Source organism: Vibrio sp. 2092 (genome assembly GCF_033339635.1).
Taxonomy (GTDB): domain Bacteria; phylum Pseudomonadota; class Gammaproteobacteria; order Enterobacterales; family Vibrionaceae; genus Vibrio; species Vibrio alginolyticus.
The window spans coordinates 223,255-240,555 of the sequence record NZ_JAWOUY010000006.1; the positions used below are offsets into that span (position 1 = coordinate 223,255).

General features: G+C 44.0%; 20 protein-coding genes. 6 read left to right on the forward strand and 14 right to left on the reverse strand.

The window, feature by feature from the left end:
- The 6 genes from R7P80_RS13070 to R7P80_RS13095 all read right to left on the reverse strand — a co-directional run bounded on the left by R7P80_RS13070 (position 1) and on the right by R7P80_RS13095 (position 4,985).
- Entirely contained in the window at positions 1-696 is a 696-nt protein-coding gene (locus tag R7P80_RS13070) for a WbqC family protein (protein ID WP_225491700.1), read from the reverse strand.
- Positions 693-1,775 (reverse strand): DegT/DnrJ/EryC1/StrS family aminotransferase, encoded by a 1,083-nt coding sequence (locus R7P80_RS13075; RefSeq protein WP_225491699.1) that lies wholly within the window; start codon positions 1,773-1,775, stop codon positions 693-695. Before R7P80_RS13075 ends, R7P80_RS13070 begins: the two co-directional genes overlap by 4 nt.
- Positions 1,765-2,649, reverse strand: coding sequence for a glucose-1-phosphate thymidylyltransferase RfbA (gene rfbA / locus R7P80_RS13080; protein ID WP_054576842.1), 885 nt, complete (start codon positions 2,647-2,649; stop codon positions 1,765-1,767). Before rfbA ends, R7P80_RS13075 begins: the two co-directional genes overlap by 11 nt.
- Positions 2,649-3,716, reverse strand: a complete 1,068-nt coding sequence (rfbB, locus tag R7P80_RS13085) for a dTDP-glucose 4,6-dehydratase (protein ID WP_225491698.1) — start codon at positions 3,714-3,716, stop codon at positions 2,649-2,651. The genes rfbA and rfbB overlap by 1 nt, the downstream gene beginning before the upstream one ends.
- Positions 3,717-3,855: 139 nt before the next feature.
- On the reverse strand, positions 3,856-4,566 hold the full coding sequence (locus R7P80_RS13090; RefSeq protein ID WP_225491697.1) for a 3-deoxy-D-manno-octulosonic acid kinase: 711 nt from the start codon (positions 4,564-4,566) through the stop codon (positions 3,856-3,858).
- An 11-nt stretch (positions 4,567-4,577) separates the two neighbouring features.
- Positions 4,578-4,985, reverse strand: coding sequence for a diacylglycerol kinase (locus R7P80_RS13095; protein WP_005395798.1), 408 nt, complete (start codon positions 4,983-4,985; stop codon positions 4,578-4,580).
- Between the two features lie 107 nt (positions 4,986-5,092).
- Here R7P80_RS13095 and R7P80_RS13100 point away from each other — a divergent pair, with 107 nt between their 5' ends.
- From R7P80_RS13100 to R7P80_RS13110, 3 genes are read left to right on the forward strand one after another with little or no spacing between them, the layout of a single operon-like run.
- Entirely contained in the window at positions 5,093-6,148 is a 1,056-nt protein-coding gene (locus tag R7P80_RS13100; RefSeq protein ID WP_225491696.1) for a glycosyltransferase family 9 protein, read from the forward strand.
- A gap of 35 nt (positions 6,149-6,183) precedes the next feature.
- On the forward strand, positions 6,184-6,951 hold the full coding sequence (locus R7P80_RS13105; protein ID WP_225491695.1) for a glycosyltransferase family 2 protein: 768 nt from the start codon (positions 6,184-6,186) through the stop codon (positions 6,949-6,951).
- Positions 6,948-7,736, forward strand: coding sequence for a glycosyltransferase family 2 protein (locus tag R7P80_RS13110; RefSeq protein WP_137281652.1), 789 nt, complete (start codon positions 6,948-6,950; stop codon positions 7,734-7,736). Before R7P80_RS13105 ends, R7P80_RS13110 begins: the two co-directional genes overlap by 4 nt.
- 30 nt (positions 7,737-7,766) lie before the next feature.
- Here the strand turns inward: R7P80_RS13110 and R7P80_RS13115 are convergent, their stop codons facing one another.
- The 8 genes from R7P80_RS13115 to R7P80_RS13150 form a co-directional block, all read right to left on the reverse strand.
- Positions 7,767-8,702, reverse strand: coding sequence for a glycosyl transferase family 90 (locus tag R7P80_RS13115; protein WP_053303391.1), 936 nt, complete (start codon positions 8,700-8,702; stop codon positions 7,767-7,769).
- Positions 8,689-9,171, reverse strand: coding sequence for a pantetheine-phosphate adenylyltransferase (coaD, locus tag R7P80_RS13120; protein ID WP_017820709.1), 483 nt, complete (start codon positions 9,169-9,171; stop codon positions 8,689-8,691). The genes R7P80_RS13115 and coaD overlap by 14 nt, the downstream gene beginning before the upstream one ends.
- 86 nt (positions 9,172-9,257) lie before the next feature.
- Entirely contained in the window at positions 9,258-10,067 is an 810-nt protein-coding gene (gene mutM / locus R7P80_RS13125; RefSeq protein ID WP_053303393.1) for a bifunctional DNA-formamidopyrimidine glycosylase/DNA-(apurinic or apyrimidinic site) lyase, read from the reverse strand.
- 102 nt (positions 10,068-10,169) lie between these two features.
- Positions 10,170-10,646: a hypothetical protein gene (locus R7P80_RS13130; protein ID WP_225491694.1), complete on the reverse strand. Its 477-nt coding sequence runs from the start codon at positions 10,644-10,646 to the stop codon at positions 10,170-10,172.
- A gap of 274 nt (positions 10,647-10,920) precedes the next feature.
- Positions 10,921-11,091, reverse strand: a complete 171-nt coding sequence (gene rpmG, locus R7P80_RS13135; RefSeq protein WP_004410866.1) for a 50S ribosomal protein L33 — start codon at positions 11,089-11,091, stop codon at positions 10,921-10,923.
- A 13-nt stretch (positions 11,092-11,104) separates the two neighbouring features.
- Positions 11,105-11,341, reverse strand: a complete 237-nt coding sequence (gene rpmB / locus R7P80_RS13140) for a 50S ribosomal protein L28 (RefSeq protein ID WP_005384783.1) — start codon at positions 11,339-11,341, stop codon at positions 11,105-11,107.
- Positions 11,342-11,643: 302 nt separating this feature from the next.
- Positions 11,644-12,318, reverse strand: a complete 675-nt coding sequence (gene radC, locus R7P80_RS13145; RefSeq protein WP_025768320.1) for a RadC family protein — start codon at positions 12,316-12,318, stop codon at positions 11,644-11,646.
- A gap of 114 nt (positions 12,319-12,432) precedes the next feature.
- Positions 12,433-14,106 (reverse strand): methyl-accepting chemotaxis protein, encoded by a 1,674-nt coding sequence (locus R7P80_RS13150; RefSeq protein WP_225491693.1) that lies wholly within the window; start codon positions 14,104-14,106, stop codon positions 12,433-12,435.
- 193 nt (positions 14,107-14,299) lie between these two features.
- Here R7P80_RS13150 and coaBC point away from each other — a divergent pair, with 193 nt between their 5' ends.
- The 3 genes from coaBC to R7P80_RS13165 all read left to right on the forward strand — a co-directional run bounded on the left by coaBC (position 14,300) and on the right by R7P80_RS13165 (position 17,218).
- Positions 14,300-15,499 carry a bifunctional phosphopantothenoylcysteine decarboxylase/phosphopantothenate--cysteine ligase CoaBC gene (gene coaBC, locus R7P80_RS13155; RefSeq protein ID WP_213960906.1) on the forward strand — a complete coding sequence of 400 codons (1,200 nt, stop codon included), beginning with the start codon at positions 14,300-14,302 and terminating at the stop codon, positions 15,497-15,499.
- A 171-nt stretch (positions 15,500-15,670) separates the two neighbouring features.
- On the forward strand, positions 15,671-16,261 hold the full coding sequence (gene slmA, locus R7P80_RS13160; RefSeq protein ID WP_005379386.1) for a nucleoid occlusion factor SlmA: 591 nt from the start codon (positions 15,671-15,673) through the stop codon (positions 16,259-16,261).
- A gap of 6 nt (positions 16,262-16,267) precedes the next feature.
- Positions 16,268-17,218, forward strand: coding sequence for a Kdo(2)-lipid IV(A) acyltransferase (locus R7P80_RS13165; protein WP_033905948.1), 951 nt, complete (start codon positions 16,268-16,270; stop codon positions 17,216-17,218).
- Positions 17,219-17,301 lie beyond the last annotated feature (83 nt).

Genomic DNA, 17,301 nt, shown 5'->3' on the forward strand with positions numbered 1-17,301 from the left:
CTATTTCAATATATTTTTTTCAATCATGCTTATTATATTTTCTTTACTTTCATTCATCATCACATCAATAATAGACAAATGACTAATAAAACTATCCTTGTTATTAAACTGATAATACTCATCTGCGCAAAACTCTATAAAGTTTAATGATATCCCTTCATTTTTAAACTCTTCTTTATCATATAAACTAACCCCTCCAAGGGTATTCACGTAGTTATTACAATTATAAATATGACAAAGATTATAAATTTTTTCTTTTGCTGACTTATCTCTTTCGTAATCAATGTTTGAGGTAAAGTCAAATTTAAAATCTAAACCTAGATATTTAAACACTTCAATGATAGAAAGAGCTGATATTTTTGATACACTTCGATCTTTATAACAAATAACCTTTTCTATTATAGGAAAAACCTCATCAAAAAATGGTGCTTTAGAGTAGTTTTGACATATCGTTGATAATAACTTTCCCGTCTTATCAGTGTATTCTAAATCCTTTATTAGCGTAAAACTCGAAGCTTTATGAATCGGCAATGTAAACAAGTGCTTGCCATTTTTCGTCAAAATGTTATTACGATTGATGTAACCACCCTTGATATATGTAACATCATCATAAAACAAAAAAAAGTCACTATGGTATGCTAATTGATAATATCCAATATATGGAAACAAATATGGCTGCATTAAAGCTAACTTCATGACATTACTTCCTTAACAACATTTACTACAGTTAATAGCTCAGACTCAGTCATATTCGCATGAAGTGGCAAACAAATCGCGCCTTCAGAAATTTTTTGACTTACGGGGCAACCAAAGCTTTTTCTGTTGGGGTAAGCAACATCCAAAGACGGAGTGAAATATCGTCGGTGTTGAATGTCATGCTTCGACAAAGCATCAAGAAGCGTTTGCTGCTGAGCTGCATCTTCTATATAAATCGGCATGTAAGAACCATTGTATGACGCTTCTGGTAGCCAAAGAGGTAATTCAACGTAAGGTTCTAAAAGCGCCCGGTACAAACTAAATAGGTGAGATCGATGCTCAAGCACCTCTCCAATCTGGTCAAGTAGTGTTAATCCTACTGCGCATTGGTACTCATTCAACTTTGCATTAATACCTGGCTCGCCTAATTGTCCATTCGCTTGAAGACCAAAGTTAATTAACTCTTTCGCACATAAATAATCTTCATGACGCTTGAATACAATTGCACCACCTTCGACTGTATGGAATATCTTAGTAGCATGAAAACTCAATGTACTAGCATCGCCAAAGTTTAAGAGAGACTCCTGACCAACCTTAACTCCAAATGCATGAGCAGCGTCGTATAGAACTTTGACCTTATATTGCTCTGCAATTTCTTTGAAACTCTCAACTTCACAAGGATTTCCATATACATGTGTTGCAACAACCCCATCTACTTGAGAATTTGCTTCAAGAGCTACTTTCAAAGCATCTGGAGATAAGTTATAAGATTTTGAATCGATATCGCAATAGCTCACATCAATACCTTGCCACATCAACGCTGATGAAGTTGCAACAAAGCTAAATGGTGTAGAGATCGCGGATTCAATTCCTAAAACTTTACATGCCACCTGAAGTGCCAGCGTACCATTAGAAACTAACAATAAGTTTTTAACACCCAAAAACGTTTCAAGTCGTCTAGTAAGCTTTTCATGCAATGGCCCAAAGTTAGTATACCAACCACTCTCATTTACTTGAGATAAATAGTTAGAAAGCTTAGTTAAGTCTGGGGCTAATGGACTGTTAAGTTTAATTGTCATCTTCGCTCACAATGCTTGATAGGTAGATACCATAATTGTTCTTCTTAAGGGCATCAGCTGCCGCCATTAACTTCTGTTTGCTAATCCAACCATTGTTAAAGGCAATTTCTTCCAAACATGCAATCTTATAACCTTGTCGTTTCTCTATCGTCGAAACAAATTGAGCAGCTTCGAGCAAGCTTTCGTAAGTACCTGTGTCTAACCAGGCAAAACCACGCCCTAACATTTCAACATTGAGCTCGTTTGCTGTTAGGTACATTTGATTTAATGTGGTAATTTCCAGCTCACCTCGCTCTGATGGTTCGACTTGCTTAGCTCTACTCACGACTTGGTTGTCAAAGAAGTACAGCCCCGTCACAGCATAGTGGCTCTTTGGCTTAGCTGGTTTTTCTTCAATAGAGATAGCTTTTCTGTCGGCGTCAAACTCAACCACACCAAAGCGCTCAGGGTCTTTCACTTGGTAGCCAAACACCGTAGCCCCATTGCCACTCTCTGCCGTCTCAACCGCTTTCTTTAACTTTGGAGTGAACCCCTGCCCATAAAAGATGTTGTCACCCAGCACTAAACATACTGAGTCATCGCCAATGAATTCTTCGCCAATGATGAACGCTTGAGCTAAGCCATCTGGACTTGGTTGAATCGCGTATTGCAACTCAATGCCAAACTCTGAGCCATCACCTAATAGGCGCTGAAAACCCTCCTGGTCTTCTGGCGTGGTGATGATCAAGATTTCACGAATGCCCGCAAGCATGAGTACTGACAACGGGTAGTAAATCATTGGTTTGTCATAAACCGGCAGTAACTGCTTAGAGACACCGCGTGTAATAGGGTAAAGTCGAGTGCCCGAGCCACCTGCTAAAATAATGCCTTTCATTATTCGCCCGCTCCTAATCTCTCAAGACTGTATGAACCATCAAGCACACGTTGCCACCATTGTGGATTGCTTAGGTACCATTCGACGGTTTTGCGAATGCCGCTTTCAAACGTTTCTTCTGGCGTCCAGCCAAGCTCTTGAGCGATCTTGGTCGCATCAATTGCGTAACGCACATCATGACCTGGGCGATCTTTCACATACGTGATCAAAGATTCATAAGACTCGACCCCGGCCGGCTTGTCTGGTCGCAACTCTTCAAGCAAAGCACAAATGGTTTTCACCACTTCGATGTTGGCTTTTTCGTTATGACCACCGATGTTGTAGGTCTCACCGACTTCACCTTCGTTGACCACTTTGTAAAGCGCGCGAGCATGGTCTTCCACAAACAGCCAATCTCGGATTTGCATACCATCACCGTACACAGGCAACGGCTTGCCATCCAAGGCATTCAAAATCATCAGTGGGATCAGTTTCTCTGGGAAATGGTAAGGTCCATAGTTGTTCGAGCAGTTGGTCACCAACGTAGGAAAACCGTAAGTGCGTTGCCACGCTCGAACAAGATGATCGCTGGACGCTTTAGAAGCGGAGTACGGGCTACTCGGCGCATAGGATGTAGTTTCAGTAAACAAATCATCCGTTCCCTCTAGATCGCCATACACTTCATCCGTAGAAATATGATGAAAACGGAATGCCGATTGGCGCGCTTCATCTAAGCCCGACCAATATTGACGAGCCGCTTCAAGCAAATGGTAAGTGCCCATCACGTTGGTCTCAATAAAAGCAGCAGGACCATCAATAGAGCGATCGACATGAGACTCGGCGGCCAAATGCATCACCCTATCGGGTTGATGCTCTGAAAACACGCGATCTAGTTCAGCTCGGTCACAGATATCTACTTGCTCGAAGTAGTAACGTTCACTATCTGAAACATCAACCAGTGATTCTAGATTCCCTGCGTAGGTCAGTTTATCTAAATTGATAACAGTATCTTGAGTGTCACGAATGATATGTCGGACAACAGCTGACCCAATGAAGCCAGCTCCACCGGTTACTAATATTTTCTTCACGAATGTTACCTACGTTAATTTGTGTGTCATCAGATACACATGAATACTTATGATTGTAGTTTATGGACTCACTCGAGCGTCGTTGGACACAAGAAAGGCTTACTTAGGGCAATCAATTATAAAATGATAAAAAACCCAATTAAATTTGAGAAGCGTAACCGTCCTGCAAATGCTCAAAATCGGATTCTTGCCAAATAATCTGTCGCTTTAAACGCTCTTTATTAAATGAACGCAGGAGTCTATTTAGATTTTGGTCTTTCCAGTCACCAGAAGCTTCAAAGCGGCACTTATCAAAATCGATAATCCATACCTTATCTTTGTCGTCGATCAAGATATTGTGGATATTCAAATCGGTATGGTTAACGCCAACCTGATGCATCTTGGCAATTTCTTGCCCTATTTTCTGATACATTTCTACCGATAAAGACTGTTCTTGCAAGATACTAACCAGATCTCTGGCGTTTGGGATTCGCTCACTTAATAAATCAGCTTGATAGAAGAGTCCTGACTTTACGGCTCTTGCTGCAATAGGACGAGGAACGTGTACCCCAGCCTCAATTAGCGCCAACAAAAGCTGAAACTCTTGCGCACAACGGGTGTTATCCCAGCCAGAGAACCAATAATGATCGTTAACTAACTTCCCAAACAAACCGCCACGACGGTAATGACGTAGTGCCGCTTGCATGTTCTCTAGTTGGATAAACCATGTCGTGCCTCGCCCCGTCGCACTGCCAACCACCTTGTCGGAGGACTGCCAGTATTCCGCATCAAATATCGGTTGGCTAGGGTCTGTAATGATCTCGTCATCAAACCAGATCACTTGGTTGTTGTTTTTATACTGTTGAGTCATACGCTCACCCTCTAGCCTAAATACCGGCTGGCTAATATATACAACCAAGTAAATGCAGCAAACGCCAAAGCAACCATAACGGCAGCAGAGCCTATATCTTTAGCTCGACCACTGAGTTCATGCCGTTCAATACCGATACGATCCACTACCGCCTCAATCGCTGAGTTTACAAGCTCTACAATCAAGACTAATACCACGACCCCGATCATTAAGATACGCTCAACCATGCCGACATCCACTAGCCAAGCCAAAATCACAGCAATACTCAAAAGAGCCAACTCTTGTCGAATGGCAGCTTCATGCTTAAAAGCCGCTTTTAATCCTTGGATCGAATAACCCGTCGCTTTAACGATGCGCTTTAGTCCGGTATTACCCGGCTTGCCAGATTCTTGCGATTGATGTGGTGTTGTCTTTGACATTGCAGAACACTTATCAGTACTTAGCTATATTCGAGCCGTGTATTTTACATTTATTGGGGATGTCTGCATAATTTACCTGCCTCTATTCATCGAATCAGACAATAATTATGTTCACTTCTGCCCCATCGTCACTATGCGTCTTGCGTTTATCCGCTATCGGAGACGTTTGCAATACTATCGCCACAATTCAAGCTATTCAGAAACACTGGCCTTCGACCCAGATTACTTGGATAACGGGTAAACTTGAAGCCCAGTTATTAGCCGCCATCGATGGTGTAGAAGTGATTGTTTTTGATAAAAAAGCGGGACTTGATGGCTACAAATCACTTTGGCGACAGCTGAAAGGCAGAGAGTTTGATGCGCTATTGCATATGCAGTACGCGATTCGAGCGAGTGTCGCAACGTTGGGCATTAAAGCAAAATACAAACTTGGTTTCTCTTCTGATAGAAGCCAGGACTTTCAAACACTATTTACCAATGTCAAAGTGCCTTCCCCGCAATCTCTGCATGTCGCAGATGGCTTAATGGCCTTTGCCCATCAAATTGGGGTACCAAAGGCAGAACTAGACTGGGTACTTTCTTATTCAGACCACGACCAAGCTTGGGCAGAGTCTCATATTTCTCGTAGTAAACCTAACCTGCTGATTGTGCCTGGTGCGAGCAAAGCTTATAAAAACTGGAACTCGGAAGGTTATGTGGATGTGATTCATCACGCCAGAGAAAAAGGCTGGAACGTGATTCTGGCAGGCAGCCCTGCTCAGGTAGAATTGGACCTGGCAGAGGCCATTCAATCTCGCTTGGAAGAACCGTGTCTAAATTTAGTTGGACAAAGCTCAATTCTGCAAATGCTTGCGTTAATAGATAAGGTTGAAATGGTCATCGCCCCCGATACCGGACCAGCACACATGGCGAATGCCATGAAAACGCCAATCATCGGGCTCTATGCACACCATAATCCGCTGCGAGTGGGACCTTACCGTTATCTAAAATACGTTGTCTCAGTGTATGAAGAAACGATCTTTGCGGAAACAGGTAAAAACAGTCACGAGTTAAGCTGGCGAACTCGCGCTAAAGATGAAACGGCAATGAACCGCATTACCAGCACTCAAGTAATGAGCATGTTCGATCAAGTCTTAGAAGATTTGTATCCTCAATACCAGTAAACTTACTGTCTTGATTTGTTAAGAAGGAAATGACCTTGTCCAAACCAACCTTAGCCGTTGCCTTAATTGTAAAAAATGAAGAGAAGCACTTACAAGCTTGTCTAGACACAGTAAAAGATTGGGTCGATGAGATTGTCCTTCTAGACTCGGGCAGCACTGATCGCACTGAAGAAATCGCCCGACAATACACAAATAAGTTTTACACCAACCTAGATTGGCCAGGATTCGGTAAACAGCGCCAACTGGCGCAGCAATACGTTACGGCAGACTACGTTTTGTGGCTTGATGCGGACGAACAAGTCACTCCAGAGCTAAAAGAAAGTATCTTACACGCGGTGTCAGCCAATAAGCCGAACGTTTTATACAAACTTAATCGACTAAGCTCAGCGTTTGGTAAGTTCATCTACCATTCTGGTTGGTCTCCAGACTGGATTGTGCGCTTATATCGCACCGAATATACACAATATAATGATTCGCTCGTTCATGAAAAAGTTGATGAGAAAAACTATCAAACTGAAAAGCTGGATGGTCGACTGCATCACTACACTTACGAGCACCTTCATCATTACATCAATAAAACCACTGGCTACCTCAAGGCCTGGACGGATGAACGTGAAGGTAAAAAGAAAGCGGGTTTAACGACCGCTATCGTTCACGCTCTTGCGAGCTTTTTGAAGATGTATGTGCTCAAACGAGGTTTCCTTGATGGCAAGCATGGCTTCATTCTAGCTTGGCTAAGCATGCACTCTACTTTTGTAAAATATATCGATCTCTACTTACGTGAACAGGCAAAAAAATCATGAAAACGACTTTAATTATCACCACTTACAACTGGAAAGAAGCATTAAAAGCGGTGTTAGAAAGCGTGAAACGTCAAACCGTTTTGCCTGACGAAGTAATTGTTGCAGATGATGGCTCTCGAGAAGACACCAAAGCAATGGTTGACCAAATGCGTGAAGGTTTTCCAGTTCCACTGATTCATAGTTGGCACGAGGATAATGGCTTTCAGCTTTCAATGAGCCGCAACCGTGCGATCGCCAAAGCATCAGGTGACTACCTCATCATGATTGATGGCGACATGGTGCTGTCCCAAACGTTTATTGAATCACATAAGCAAGTCGCAAAACCAAATTGGTTTGTGCAGGGTGGACGTGTGTTAACGGATGAAAGCTGCAGCAAGGCCATCATGGAAAACGGCTTAGTGCCTTCCATTTTCAGCAAAGGCATTCGTAATCGTAAAAACTGCATCACCAACGCCTTGCTATCGAAATGGTTCTCTTACGAGCGTAATAACGATAAAGCCACTCGCGGCTGCAACATGGCGTTTTGGCGACAAGATGTCATCGAGGTGAATGGCTTCAACCAAGATTTTGTTGGATGGGGACGCGAAGACAGCGAGTTTGTTCATCGCATGTTGAATGCGGGTAAGTCACGTCTTTACCTAAAATTCGCAGGTGTAGGCTACCACTTGTACCACGTAGAAAACTCTCGTGCGTCACTCGGACAAAATGACGAGATTTTAGAAAACACCATTAAAAACAAGCTTAAACGCTGTAAGAATGGTGTTGATCAATTTCTAGAAGCTTAAGATTATAAAAAGGGGCGTTTCGCCCCTTTTTTATTGTTGCTGAGATAAAGCGAAGTACTTATCGGCAACCATCAATGAGATCAAACGCTCTTTACGTTTATCTTTGAACTGCTCAACCCACTGGTGCGCATTTTCAATGATCGCTAATGCTTCTTGCTCATTCGCTAGGTAATAATCCATCTTTTCGGGCAAATCCGAATAGTCATCCTTCACTTCAACATAGTGGACGCCTGCCTCTAACTTACCTTCCATAAACCAAGTCTCATATTTTGGCTTTGACATAATAACCAAGGAGTTAGACGACATAGCCCACTTAAGGTTGGTGGCCACATCATTGCCTTCTATACAGAGCAAAAACTTATACTGCAGTTGCTCTTCAATACTCATAAAGCCCTTTTCCCATGGTTTCCCTTCTACCGGGCGGGTCTGGCCAATATTGCATTGCGGATGGTTGTAAAACGCATGAATCACCTTTTTACGATGCGGCTGAAAACCCACGCCACGCCACGCTACCATGTCCTTTTTATCTTGATAGCGAACAGGATCGTCAATAAATTTAAAATGACGAACTTGATTAAGTTTCAACACCACTGAATTTTGGTTGTTACCAAAAATAGGGCGGCTTTTTATAAAGCTCGGTACATTGGGGATGTGTGTAACATCGCCGTTGATGTAGTTAAACGCAAAACTGGAAGGGAAATAGCGTACAACTTGGCGAAGATCGAAAAAATACGTCCAGCCTTTCGTTTTTTTGAATGTATCGATGGTCGAGTAACTTTGTTCTCGGCTATCAACTGAAAACGGCGTTTCACACTTATTGTAATAGTTCACCCGCTCAATACAGCGTTGCTGCTCTGCTTCGGTCAGATTCGAAAGTAAACGCTTGGCTTGTGCTCGATATACAAAGCGAGGGATAAGTATCGAGAGAGCGTTTGAGAAATAATAAGGGAACTTACTGTCTTTCATTGAGTTTTTCCCCAATCGCGATGGCTACTGGCTTGGGAACGAATTGTTCGATACTTCCGCCATGAATCGCTACTTCTCTCACGATAGTCGACGATAAAAACGCAAACTCTTCTTCAGGAGTTAAAAATACGCTCTCGATTCCTGGTAATAGCTTTCGGTACATGTTGGTCAGTCCAAACTCGTATTCAAAGTCTACCGTTGTTCGTAAACCACGAATAAGAACCTTAGCTTTCTCATTTCTCGCGAAATCCACTAATAACCCGGAGAACCCTTTTACCGTCACACCAGGTAAATGCGCTACAACGTCCTGCATCAGTGCAACGCGCTCTTCCAATGAAAACATAGTGTTCTTCGATGGGCTTGCGGCTACGCCAATCACAACCTCATCAAACATTTCGTGAGTACGTTCTATTAGATTGAGGTGACCATTAGTCACTGGATCAAAAGTGCCCGGATAAATGACTTTCATATAATTTACTAAGTTATTCGAAACTGATTGAATTATTGAGGCTCGAACGCAAGATTACAACAACTTAAGCTCGATATTAGCTCGTCTTACTTCTGACACTCACTACAAAAGAAGGTATTACGCTGCCCTATTTTTAGCTCTTGAAGTCGTTCGCCGCATGCTGGGCATGGCTCTCCGGCTTTTCCGTAAACTAATAACTCTTGTGCGAAGTAACCCGGCTTTCCATCGGCTTGCGCAAAGTCTTTCAGCGTAGTCCCACCTTGCGTAATGGCAATCTCAAGTGTCATTTTGATATTTTCAACAAGTACCCCCCACTCTTGAGAAGTAAGCTTACCTGCGGGCCTTGAAGGGTGAATTCGAGATTTAAACAACGACTCATTCGCGTAGATGTTCCCGACACCAACCACGACTTTGTTGTCCATGATGAACTGCTTGACGGCAACACGCTTATTTTTAGCTTTCTCCGCTACATATTCCGCATTGAACTCTTTAGTTAATGGTTCAGGCCCCATGTTTGCTAGTACAGCATGTGACTCACCAGGAGCACACCACAGCCATGCCCCAAAACGACGCGGATCGTTATAACGCAGTATTTTTCCACTGCTTAGTTTGAGATCCACATGATCGTGCTTTGCTGGCGGAAAGTCGGCATCTAGGACACGTAAAGACCCAGACATGCCCAAGTGAACAATGGCTGTACCTGTGTTTGTCTCGATCAGTAAGTATTTCGCACGACGGCTAATCGCACGGATCACCTGCCCTTCCAATTTTTTAAGCTCTGTAGGAATATCCCAGCGCAATTTAGGCGTTCGAAAAGTAAACGACTGGATCGTTTGTCCAACCATGTGGGGGCTAATCCCCATACGGCTCACTTCAACTTCTGGCAACTCAGGCATTAGATTCTCCAATTCACCGGCTAATAGTTCTCGCTGCTAGCATAATCGAAAAGAAAAACGATAAATAGGGAAGCTTATTAGGGGTATAGGCGCAAAAAGGCTCTACTCTGGCATAAGGTAGTTTTCATCGACGGAGATAGCGACCCATTTGTCTTGCCAGGTTTTAAATAGCCAAAAATCAGGTAAACGAAATAAAGTCACCCGCTGCGGCTCTTCGAGATCCTGATACCAAACTTCTACCGTTTCAGGTACCGTCAGGTTAGGTTTTAAATGATCGTACTGTTCTGAGGTGAGCTCGGTCCCTTCCAATGATTGCCAGCGTGATACAAGTTCACTGATCGGTGCATCAACTTTGATGTTGGATTGCCATCGTCCATCATGCAGTTCAAACTCCCAGCCACTATAGTACAAAGACTCCACCGTATAGTCGGAGCGAAGTACATTTGGGTAAGGGTCTGCTTGGTCTGTTAATAGGTAAGTTTTGATCCACATCGGCGCATTTAAGATCACTATAAACGCGATAATGCCCAGAATAAGAATATTGTTCCATCGGCGGCGACGAGCCGGACTCACACGCATAACCATCTCTACTCTCTTATAGTTATGAGTAAACTACCAAAGAGTATTGAGGTTGACTAGAACAATGGTGTGCAAGTATGTAGAGAAGAGGTGACCAAGCGGTATAGGACGATAAATTAAAAATTCGAGTATAGAGTCGGACCAGTAGAATAACTTCAGCAGTGCCTTATAACCCGATGACGTACTGAACCTTTTCTTCAGCACTTTTATTCAGGTAATAAAAAACCCAACTCGAAAGTTGGGTTTTTCAATTCATCAAAGAGACTGAAACCAATTATTTGATTTTTGCTTCTTTGTACATAACGTGCTGGCGAACTACTGGATCAAACTTTTTGATCTCAAATTTGCCTGGCATATTACGCTTGTTCTTATCAGTTGTGTAGAAGTGGCCTGTACCTGCAGAAGATACTAGACGGATTTTCTCACGAACGCCTTTCTTTGCCATTGCTTATTTCCTCTTAAACGTTTTCGCCACGTGCACGCATGTCTGCAAGAACAGTATCAATACCTTTCTTGTCGATGATGCGCATACCTTTAGCAGATAGACGTAGTTTAACAAAACGTTTTTCGCTCTCTACCCAGAAACGATGAGTTTGTAGGTTCGGCAGAAAACGACGCTTAGTAGCATTTCGTGCGTGTGAACGGTTGTTACCCGTTACTGGACGCTTACCAGTTACTTGGCATACTCGTGACATGAATGTCTTCTCCAAAATCGTTTCAGCTCGATATCAACCTTGGTGGCCGAACCTCTCTATCTCTCGAAAAGAAGTTAGAGGTTAAGAACCGCTATGGAAAATCCATACAAGGCTATCAAAGGTCGCGCATTATACTAACTTGATATGCATTGCTCAAGACCCGAACAGATCCTTTTTACAGGTTTTCGTGATCTTTTTTTAGACAGCAGATTTTTTTAGCAGTCCAAGCTGAATTCAGTTAAAAATTTAGTGGCGTGGATGATAGCAGATTTTTAGCAACTAACAACCTAAAAAACGCACAGTTATATCCAGCCTCTTTCAGCAAAAGAGACACTTTCCCCATCTCCGATGACGAAATGGTCCAAAATACGAATATCCACCAATGCTAATGCGTCGGTGAGACGCCTTGTAATCCTTCTGTCAGCTTGGCTCGGCTCAGCGACGCCTGAAGGATGATTGTGCGCTAGAATCAAAGCCGCCGCGTTATGATGCAGAGCACGCTTGACGACTTCTCTCGGATACACCGACGCGGCATCCAACGTTCCTTCAAATAAAATTTCATCTTTTATCACTCGGTGCTGGTTATCGAGAAAAAGAATATAAAAAGCCTCTCTTTGCCGATCCCTTAAAATAGAAGACAGATATAACTTAGTTTGGTCGGGGCTGGTTAAGGCATCACCACGCTTTAGCGTCTCCGCCAAGTAACGTTGTGTCATTTCTAGTACCGCTTGCAACTGAACATACTTGGCTTGCCCTAATCCTTTGTGACGACAAAACTCTTCTTCTGATGCTGAAAATAGTTGTCTGAGCGAACCAAAGTCTTGAATAAGGAAGTCTGCAAGCTCAATCACGTTCATTCCGCGGGTGCCTGTGCGCAAGAAGATGGCCAGCAGTTCGGCATCGGTCAAAGCTTGCGGCCCTCGTTGCAGTAGCTTCTCTCTGGGCATGGACTCATTTGGCAAAGCTTTCAGTATCATCTGATGTCTCTTTATATGGAAAGTGTCCCTATTCCACAAAACAAAAAGCGAAAGTCGAGTATGACTTTCGCTTTCTTCGTACCATCAGTGCTTTCCATGCAACTTAACAGTTCATCAGAGTTTAAAGTTGCCAACCAAGCCGTGAATTTCCGTTCCAGACTGTGATAGCTGCGTGCTGATTGACTCGGCATGCTGCAACGTCTCATTAATGTTGTTCACGATCTGTTGAATAGCCACTAAGTTTTGGTTGATGTCTTCTGCAACCGCACTTTGCTCTTCGGCGGCAGACGCGGTTTGAATACCCATATCTCGAATTGTTCCGATAGAATGATGAACACCAGAAAGAGATTGCTGAATGAGCGCAGATTCTTCCGCCGTTTTGACACCTCGTTTTTGGCTCACCGACATCGTACTGACCGCTCTTGATACACCATTTTGTAGCTGCTTGAGCATGTCGCCAATTTCATGAGTACTATTTTGCGTACGACTGGCTAACGAGCGCACTTCATCCGCAACGACGGCAAACCCTCGACCTTGCTCACCGGCTCTAGCCGCTTCAATCGCCGCATTTAGGGCCAACAAATTCGTTTGCTCGGCTATCTCGCCAATAACATCCAGCACTTTGGTTATTTTTTCGGTCTGTAAACTCAACTCAGAAATTGCATCTGACGTGCTGTCTATCTCCGTCACGAGTTCGGTAATGCCTTCTATTGCTTGCTCGACCTCATGCTGAGCGGCGGTGACTTGACTGTTGGCATCGTCAATTGCCTGCGCGGTCGCATTAGTATTGCTGGCTACTTCTTTGGCAGTCATGCTCATTTGCGTCACTGCCGTCACGGCTTTGTCCGTCTCTAAACAGTGATCCTGCATTTGACCGCTCGCTTGGCTGGTCTGAGTGTTCAGGCTTTGGGAAACGGTCTGTACTGTCGTCGCAGAGCGATGAATGTCCTGCATCAGTGGGTGCAGCTTATCCATAAACTCATTAAACGCGGCCGCCACTTCACCGACTTCATCCTGACTTTCGACTTTTAAACGAGCCGTTAAGTCACCGCCGCCTGCGGCAACATCTTTTAATGAAGCCGCGACATGTTGTAATGGCTGAATACCTTTAGACACCACGATACTGGTGAGAACACTGGTAATGATCAATCCAATAGCGGAAATCAACACGGCAGATAATGTATGCTCTTTTAGCTCTTGAGTCTTTAACTCTCTGTGCATCGCAACTTGCTGGTCGATGTCATCAATATAAACGCCAGTACCTAAAACCCAGTCCCATTTCGATAGATATTCTGCATAGCCCAACTTAGGAGCTTGTGCGTCAATGGTCGGTTTGTGCCACGAGAAATAGAGGAACCCATCCCCTTTTTGAGAAGCGTCAATCAAGCCCGCAATAACTGCGACCCCATTTTCATCTTTTAAGTCGTAAAGGTTTTTACCCTCTAATGCAGGTTTGATAGCGTGCAACGTATTCACACCTTGAGAGTCGTAGGCAAAAAAGTAACCATCGCTTTCAAAGCGCATGGCTTTCAGAATTTCTTTTGCTGCCTCTTTATTACTTCCATTTACATCCGCGTCGTATAACGGTTTTATCGCCGTCACGCCCATCATCATGTAGGCTTGTAACTCTTTCTTTTTCGTTTCGATGAGCTCTTGCCTGTCTCTTGCCAGCTCCGCTTCCAAACTTTTACTGCTGTTGATGTAATACACCACTGAGATCAACGTAGTGATCAACAACAGCGGAATTAGGGTTATCAGCAGCAATTTGTTTCGACTTTTCAACACCATGGTTTCCACTACCTCTTTTTCTTTTCAGACTTGCAAACTCCGCGCAACTTGTCTGTGAGGTAGGCGAGAATTTTCCCTTCCTCGGTCAGATTAATACTCTGGAGTTTGATGTGAATTATCTTCTCGTTATATATGCTCGGGCGGTCAGACTTTGAATTGTGTTAAAATCCGGTCATCAAATTGGAGATCTCACATGCAAACACTAGCAGGAAAGAAAATTCTACTCGGCATCAGTGGCGGTATTGCCGCGTATAAATGTGCGGAGCTAACCCGTCGCCTCATAGAGAGAGGAGCGCAAGTTCAAGTTGTAATGACGAAAGCCGCAAAAGAGTTCATTACCCCTTTAACCATGCAAGCCGTTTCGGGCCGTCCTGTCTCGGACAGTTTACTAGACCCAGCAGCGGAAGCCTCTATGGGCCATATTGAATTGGCCAAATGGGCAGATTTAGTGCTATTAGCGCCAGCGACCGCGGACTTAATCGCGCGCATGTCCGCAGGCATGGGGAACGATTTACTTACCACGCTCGTGCTCGCGACGGATTCCCCTGTTGCTGTTTCTCCTGCGATGAATCAACAGATGTATCGCAATATCGCAACCCAAGAGAACATCGCTACGTTAGCGCGTCGTGGTATGCACATCTGGGGCCCTGCGGCAGGAGAGCAAGCCTGTGGTGATGTAGGACCAGGTCGAATGCTGGAACCAATGCAGCTAGTACATCTATGTGAACAGTTCTTTCAACCAAAATTGCTAGAAGGTAGGTCGATACTCATTACCGCCGGACCAACTCGCGAAGCGATTGATCCAGTGCGTTACATTACGAACCATAGCTCCGGGAAAATGGGCTATGCATTGGCGAGCGCCGCAGCGCAGATGGGAGCAAAAGTCACCCTCGTGAGCGGTCCTGTCAGTTTAAATACGCCCGTAGGTGTTGAGCGCATAAATGTTTCCAGTGCACAAGAGATGCACGAAGCCGTTATGACACATGCAAACCAGCATGATTCCTTTATTAGCTGCGCTGCCGTTGCCGACTACCGCCCACAAACGATCGCGTCTCAAAAGTTGAAAAAGACAGAAGACAACGACGAAATGGTCATTAATATGGTTAAAAATCCTGATATTGTTGCATCTGTGGCAGCAATGACGGAGAAGCGTCCGTTTACCGTCGGTTTTGCGGCTGAAACCAATGATGTAGAGACCTACGCTCGAGGCAAGTTAACAAAGAAAAACCTCGATATGATCTGTGCAAACGACGTTTCGGTTGCAGGGCAAGGATTTAATAGCAACGACAACGCAATTACCCTTTACTGGCCTGAAGGTGAACTTGCGCTCGCTTTAGAATCAAAAGAAGCATTGAGCTTTAAAATTCTCGAAAAAATGCATCAATTGATGTAACTAACGTTTGAAAACCCTGCCAATTTTTTACAAAAGCTGGCATAAATTTGGTACAAAAATGACAACTAAGGGTGTTAAATCTCCCATTCCACCTTTAGTGGTCTAGTTTGAGGCGAAATAGCGTCTTATAATCCCCTCCGCTCAACTTTGTATTTTGAAAGGAAGTAACTAATGGCCGGCAGTAAAAAATCCAACCGTCGTGAAGAGATCTTACAAGCATTGGCAGAAATGCTTGAATCAACAGATGGCGCTTCACGCATTACTACGGCAAAACTGGCCAAGCAAGTCGGCGTTTCAGAAGCCGCGCTGTATCGTCATTTCCCAAGTAAAGCGCGCATGTTCGAAGGGTTGATTGAGTTCATTGAAGAAGCCTTGATGACACGTATCAACCGTATTCTAGACGACGAAAAAGATACATTAGAGCGTATTCGTATGGTGATGCACCTTATTTTGGCGTTCTCTGAACGTAACCCAGGTCTGACACGCATTTTGTCGGGTCATGCTCTAATGTTTGAAAATGAACGTCTACGTGAACGCATCAATCAACTCTTTGAGCGTATAGAAACACAATTGCGCCAAATCCTGCGTGAACGTAAGATTCGTGAAGGGAAGTCTTTCCCTGTCGAAGAGCGCATCCTAGCCGCGCAAATTCTGGGACAAGTTGAGGGGAGCCTAAACCGCTTTGTGCGTAGCGACTTTAAATACCAGCCGACTGCAAACTTTGACGAGTACTGGGCGCTTTTGAGTGCACAAATAAAGTAAAAGACTATGAGTAAAGACAAATACACGCAGCCCGAGTTTTCTCTTTCACTTCTTCACCCTCGTAACTGGGGCGTATGGCTTGGTTTTGGTCTGTTGGCCATCCTCGTCAATATTCTTCCTTATCGGCTGCTGCTTTCATTAGGTCGTTCACTCGGTAAACTTGGCATGCGCTACGGTAAAAAGCGTGTCCACGTTGCTCAGCGTAACTTAGAATTGGCCTTTCCAGACAAAACACCTGAAGAGATTCAACATATTGTTGAAGAGAACTTCAAAAATACCGGTATGGCACTGATAGAAACCGGAATCACTTGGTTCTGGCCGACTTGGCGCTTTAAAAACCTGATCGTCGAGAAAGATCTCGGCGCACTGCGTGAAAAAGCCAAAGAAGGTAAAGGCGTCCTACTTTGTTGTGTCCACGCTCTTAATCTAGAGATCACTGCGCGTGCTTTCGCCGTGTTAGGCGTGGCCGGGTACGGCGCGTTTCGTCCGCATAATAATCCTGCTTATAACTTTATCCAGTATTGGGGACGGACACATAACGGCAATAAACTGATTGATCGTAAAGATGTAAAAAAGATGATTCGTGTATTACGCAGTGGTGAGCGTCTGTTCTATTTACCGGATCACGATTACGGTCGCAAAAAATCAGTATTTGTGCCCTTCTTTGCCGTAGACGATGCGTGTACAACAACAGGCACGAGCATTCTGGCGTATACCTCAAAATGTGCGATCATCCCAGGCTCAGGGTTTCGCAATGACGAAGGAAAATACGACATCATCGCCGATAAGTGCATTGAAGCCGACTATCCACAAAAAGACGAAGTCGCCGCTGCCGCTTATATGAACAAGTATGTGGAAGAAGTCATTCTACGCGCTCCAGAGCAATGGATGTGGCTCCATAAACGCTATAAAACCATGCAAGATGAGCATGTCGAGAAAGGCATTCGCTATAAGTAAGTGGTCAAGGCGATGAATCCAAAAACAAAAAAGGGCAGATGAATATCCATCTGCCCTTTTTACTTTTTCAGAAAAAGTAACCA

Bases quoted from the DNA above. Each gene is read 5' to 3' on its own strand.
- R7P80_RS13070 (WP_225491700.1), bottom strand. From the start codon at position 696: ATGAAGTTAGCTTTAATGCAGCCATATTTGTTTCCATATATTGGATAT.
- R7P80_RS13075 (WP_225491699.1), bottom strand. From the start codon at position 1,775: ATGACAATTAAACTTAACAGTCCATTAGCCCCAGACTTAACTAAGCTT.
- rfbA (WP_054576842.1), bottom strand. From the start codon at position 2,649: ATGAAAGGCATTATTTTAGCAGGTGGCTCGGGCACTCGACTTTACCCT.
- R7P80_RS13090 (WP_225491697.1), bottom strand. From the start codon at position 4,566: ATGACTCAACAGTATAAAAACAACAACCAAGTGATCTGGTTTGATGAC.
- R7P80_RS13095 (WP_005395798.1), bottom strand. From the start codon at position 4,985: ATGTCAAAGACAACACCACATCAATCGCAAGAATCTGGCAAGCCGGGT.
- R7P80_RS13100 (WP_225491696.1), top strand. From the start codon at position 5,093: ATGTTCACTTCTGCCCCATCGTCACTATGCGTCTTGCGTTTATCCGCT.
- R7P80_RS13110 (WP_137281652.1), top strand. From the start codon at position 6,948: ATGAAAACGACTTTAATTATCACCACTTACAACTGGAAAGAAGCATTA.
- R7P80_RS13115 (WP_053303391.1), bottom strand. From the start codon at position 8,702: ATGAAAGACAGTAAGTTCCCTTATTATTTCTCAAACGCTCTCTCGATA.
- coaD (WP_017820709.1), bottom strand. From the start codon at position 9,171: ATGAAAGTCATTTATCCGGGCACTTTTGATCCAGTGACTAATGGTCAC.
- mutM (WP_053303393.1), bottom strand. From the start codon at position 10,067: ATGCCTGAGTTGCCAGAAGTTGAAGTGAGCCGTATGGGGATTAGCCCC.
- R7P80_RS13130 (WP_225491694.1), bottom strand. From the start codon at position 10,646: ATGCGTGTGAGTCCGGCTCGTCGCCGCCGATGGAACAATATTCTTATT.
- rpmG (WP_004410866.1), bottom strand. From the start codon at position 11,091: ATGGCAAAGAAAGGCGTTCGTGAGAAAATCCGTCTAGTATCTTCTGCA.
- rpmB (WP_005384783.1), bottom strand. From the start codon at position 11,341: ATGTCACGAGTATGCCAAGTAACTGGTAAGCGTCCAGTAACGGGTAAC.
- radC (WP_025768320.1), bottom strand. From the start codon at position 12,318: ATGATACTGAAAGCTTTGCCAAATGAGTCCATGCCCAGAGAGAAGCTA.
- R7P80_RS13150 (WP_225491693.1), bottom strand. From the start codon at position 14,106: ATGGTGTTGAAAAGTCGAAACAAATTGCTGCTGATAACCCTAATTCCG.
- coaBC (WP_213960906.1), top strand. From the start codon at position 14,300: ATGCAAACACTAGCAGGAAAGAAAATTCTACTCGGCATCAGTGGCGGT.
- slmA (WP_005379386.1), top strand. From the start codon at position 15,671: ATGGCCGGCAGTAAAAAATCCAACCGTCGTGAAGAGATCTTACAAGCA.
- R7P80_RS13165 (WP_033905948.1), top strand. From the start codon at position 16,268: ATGAGTAAAGACAAATACACGCAGCCCGAGTTTTCTCTTTCACTTCTT.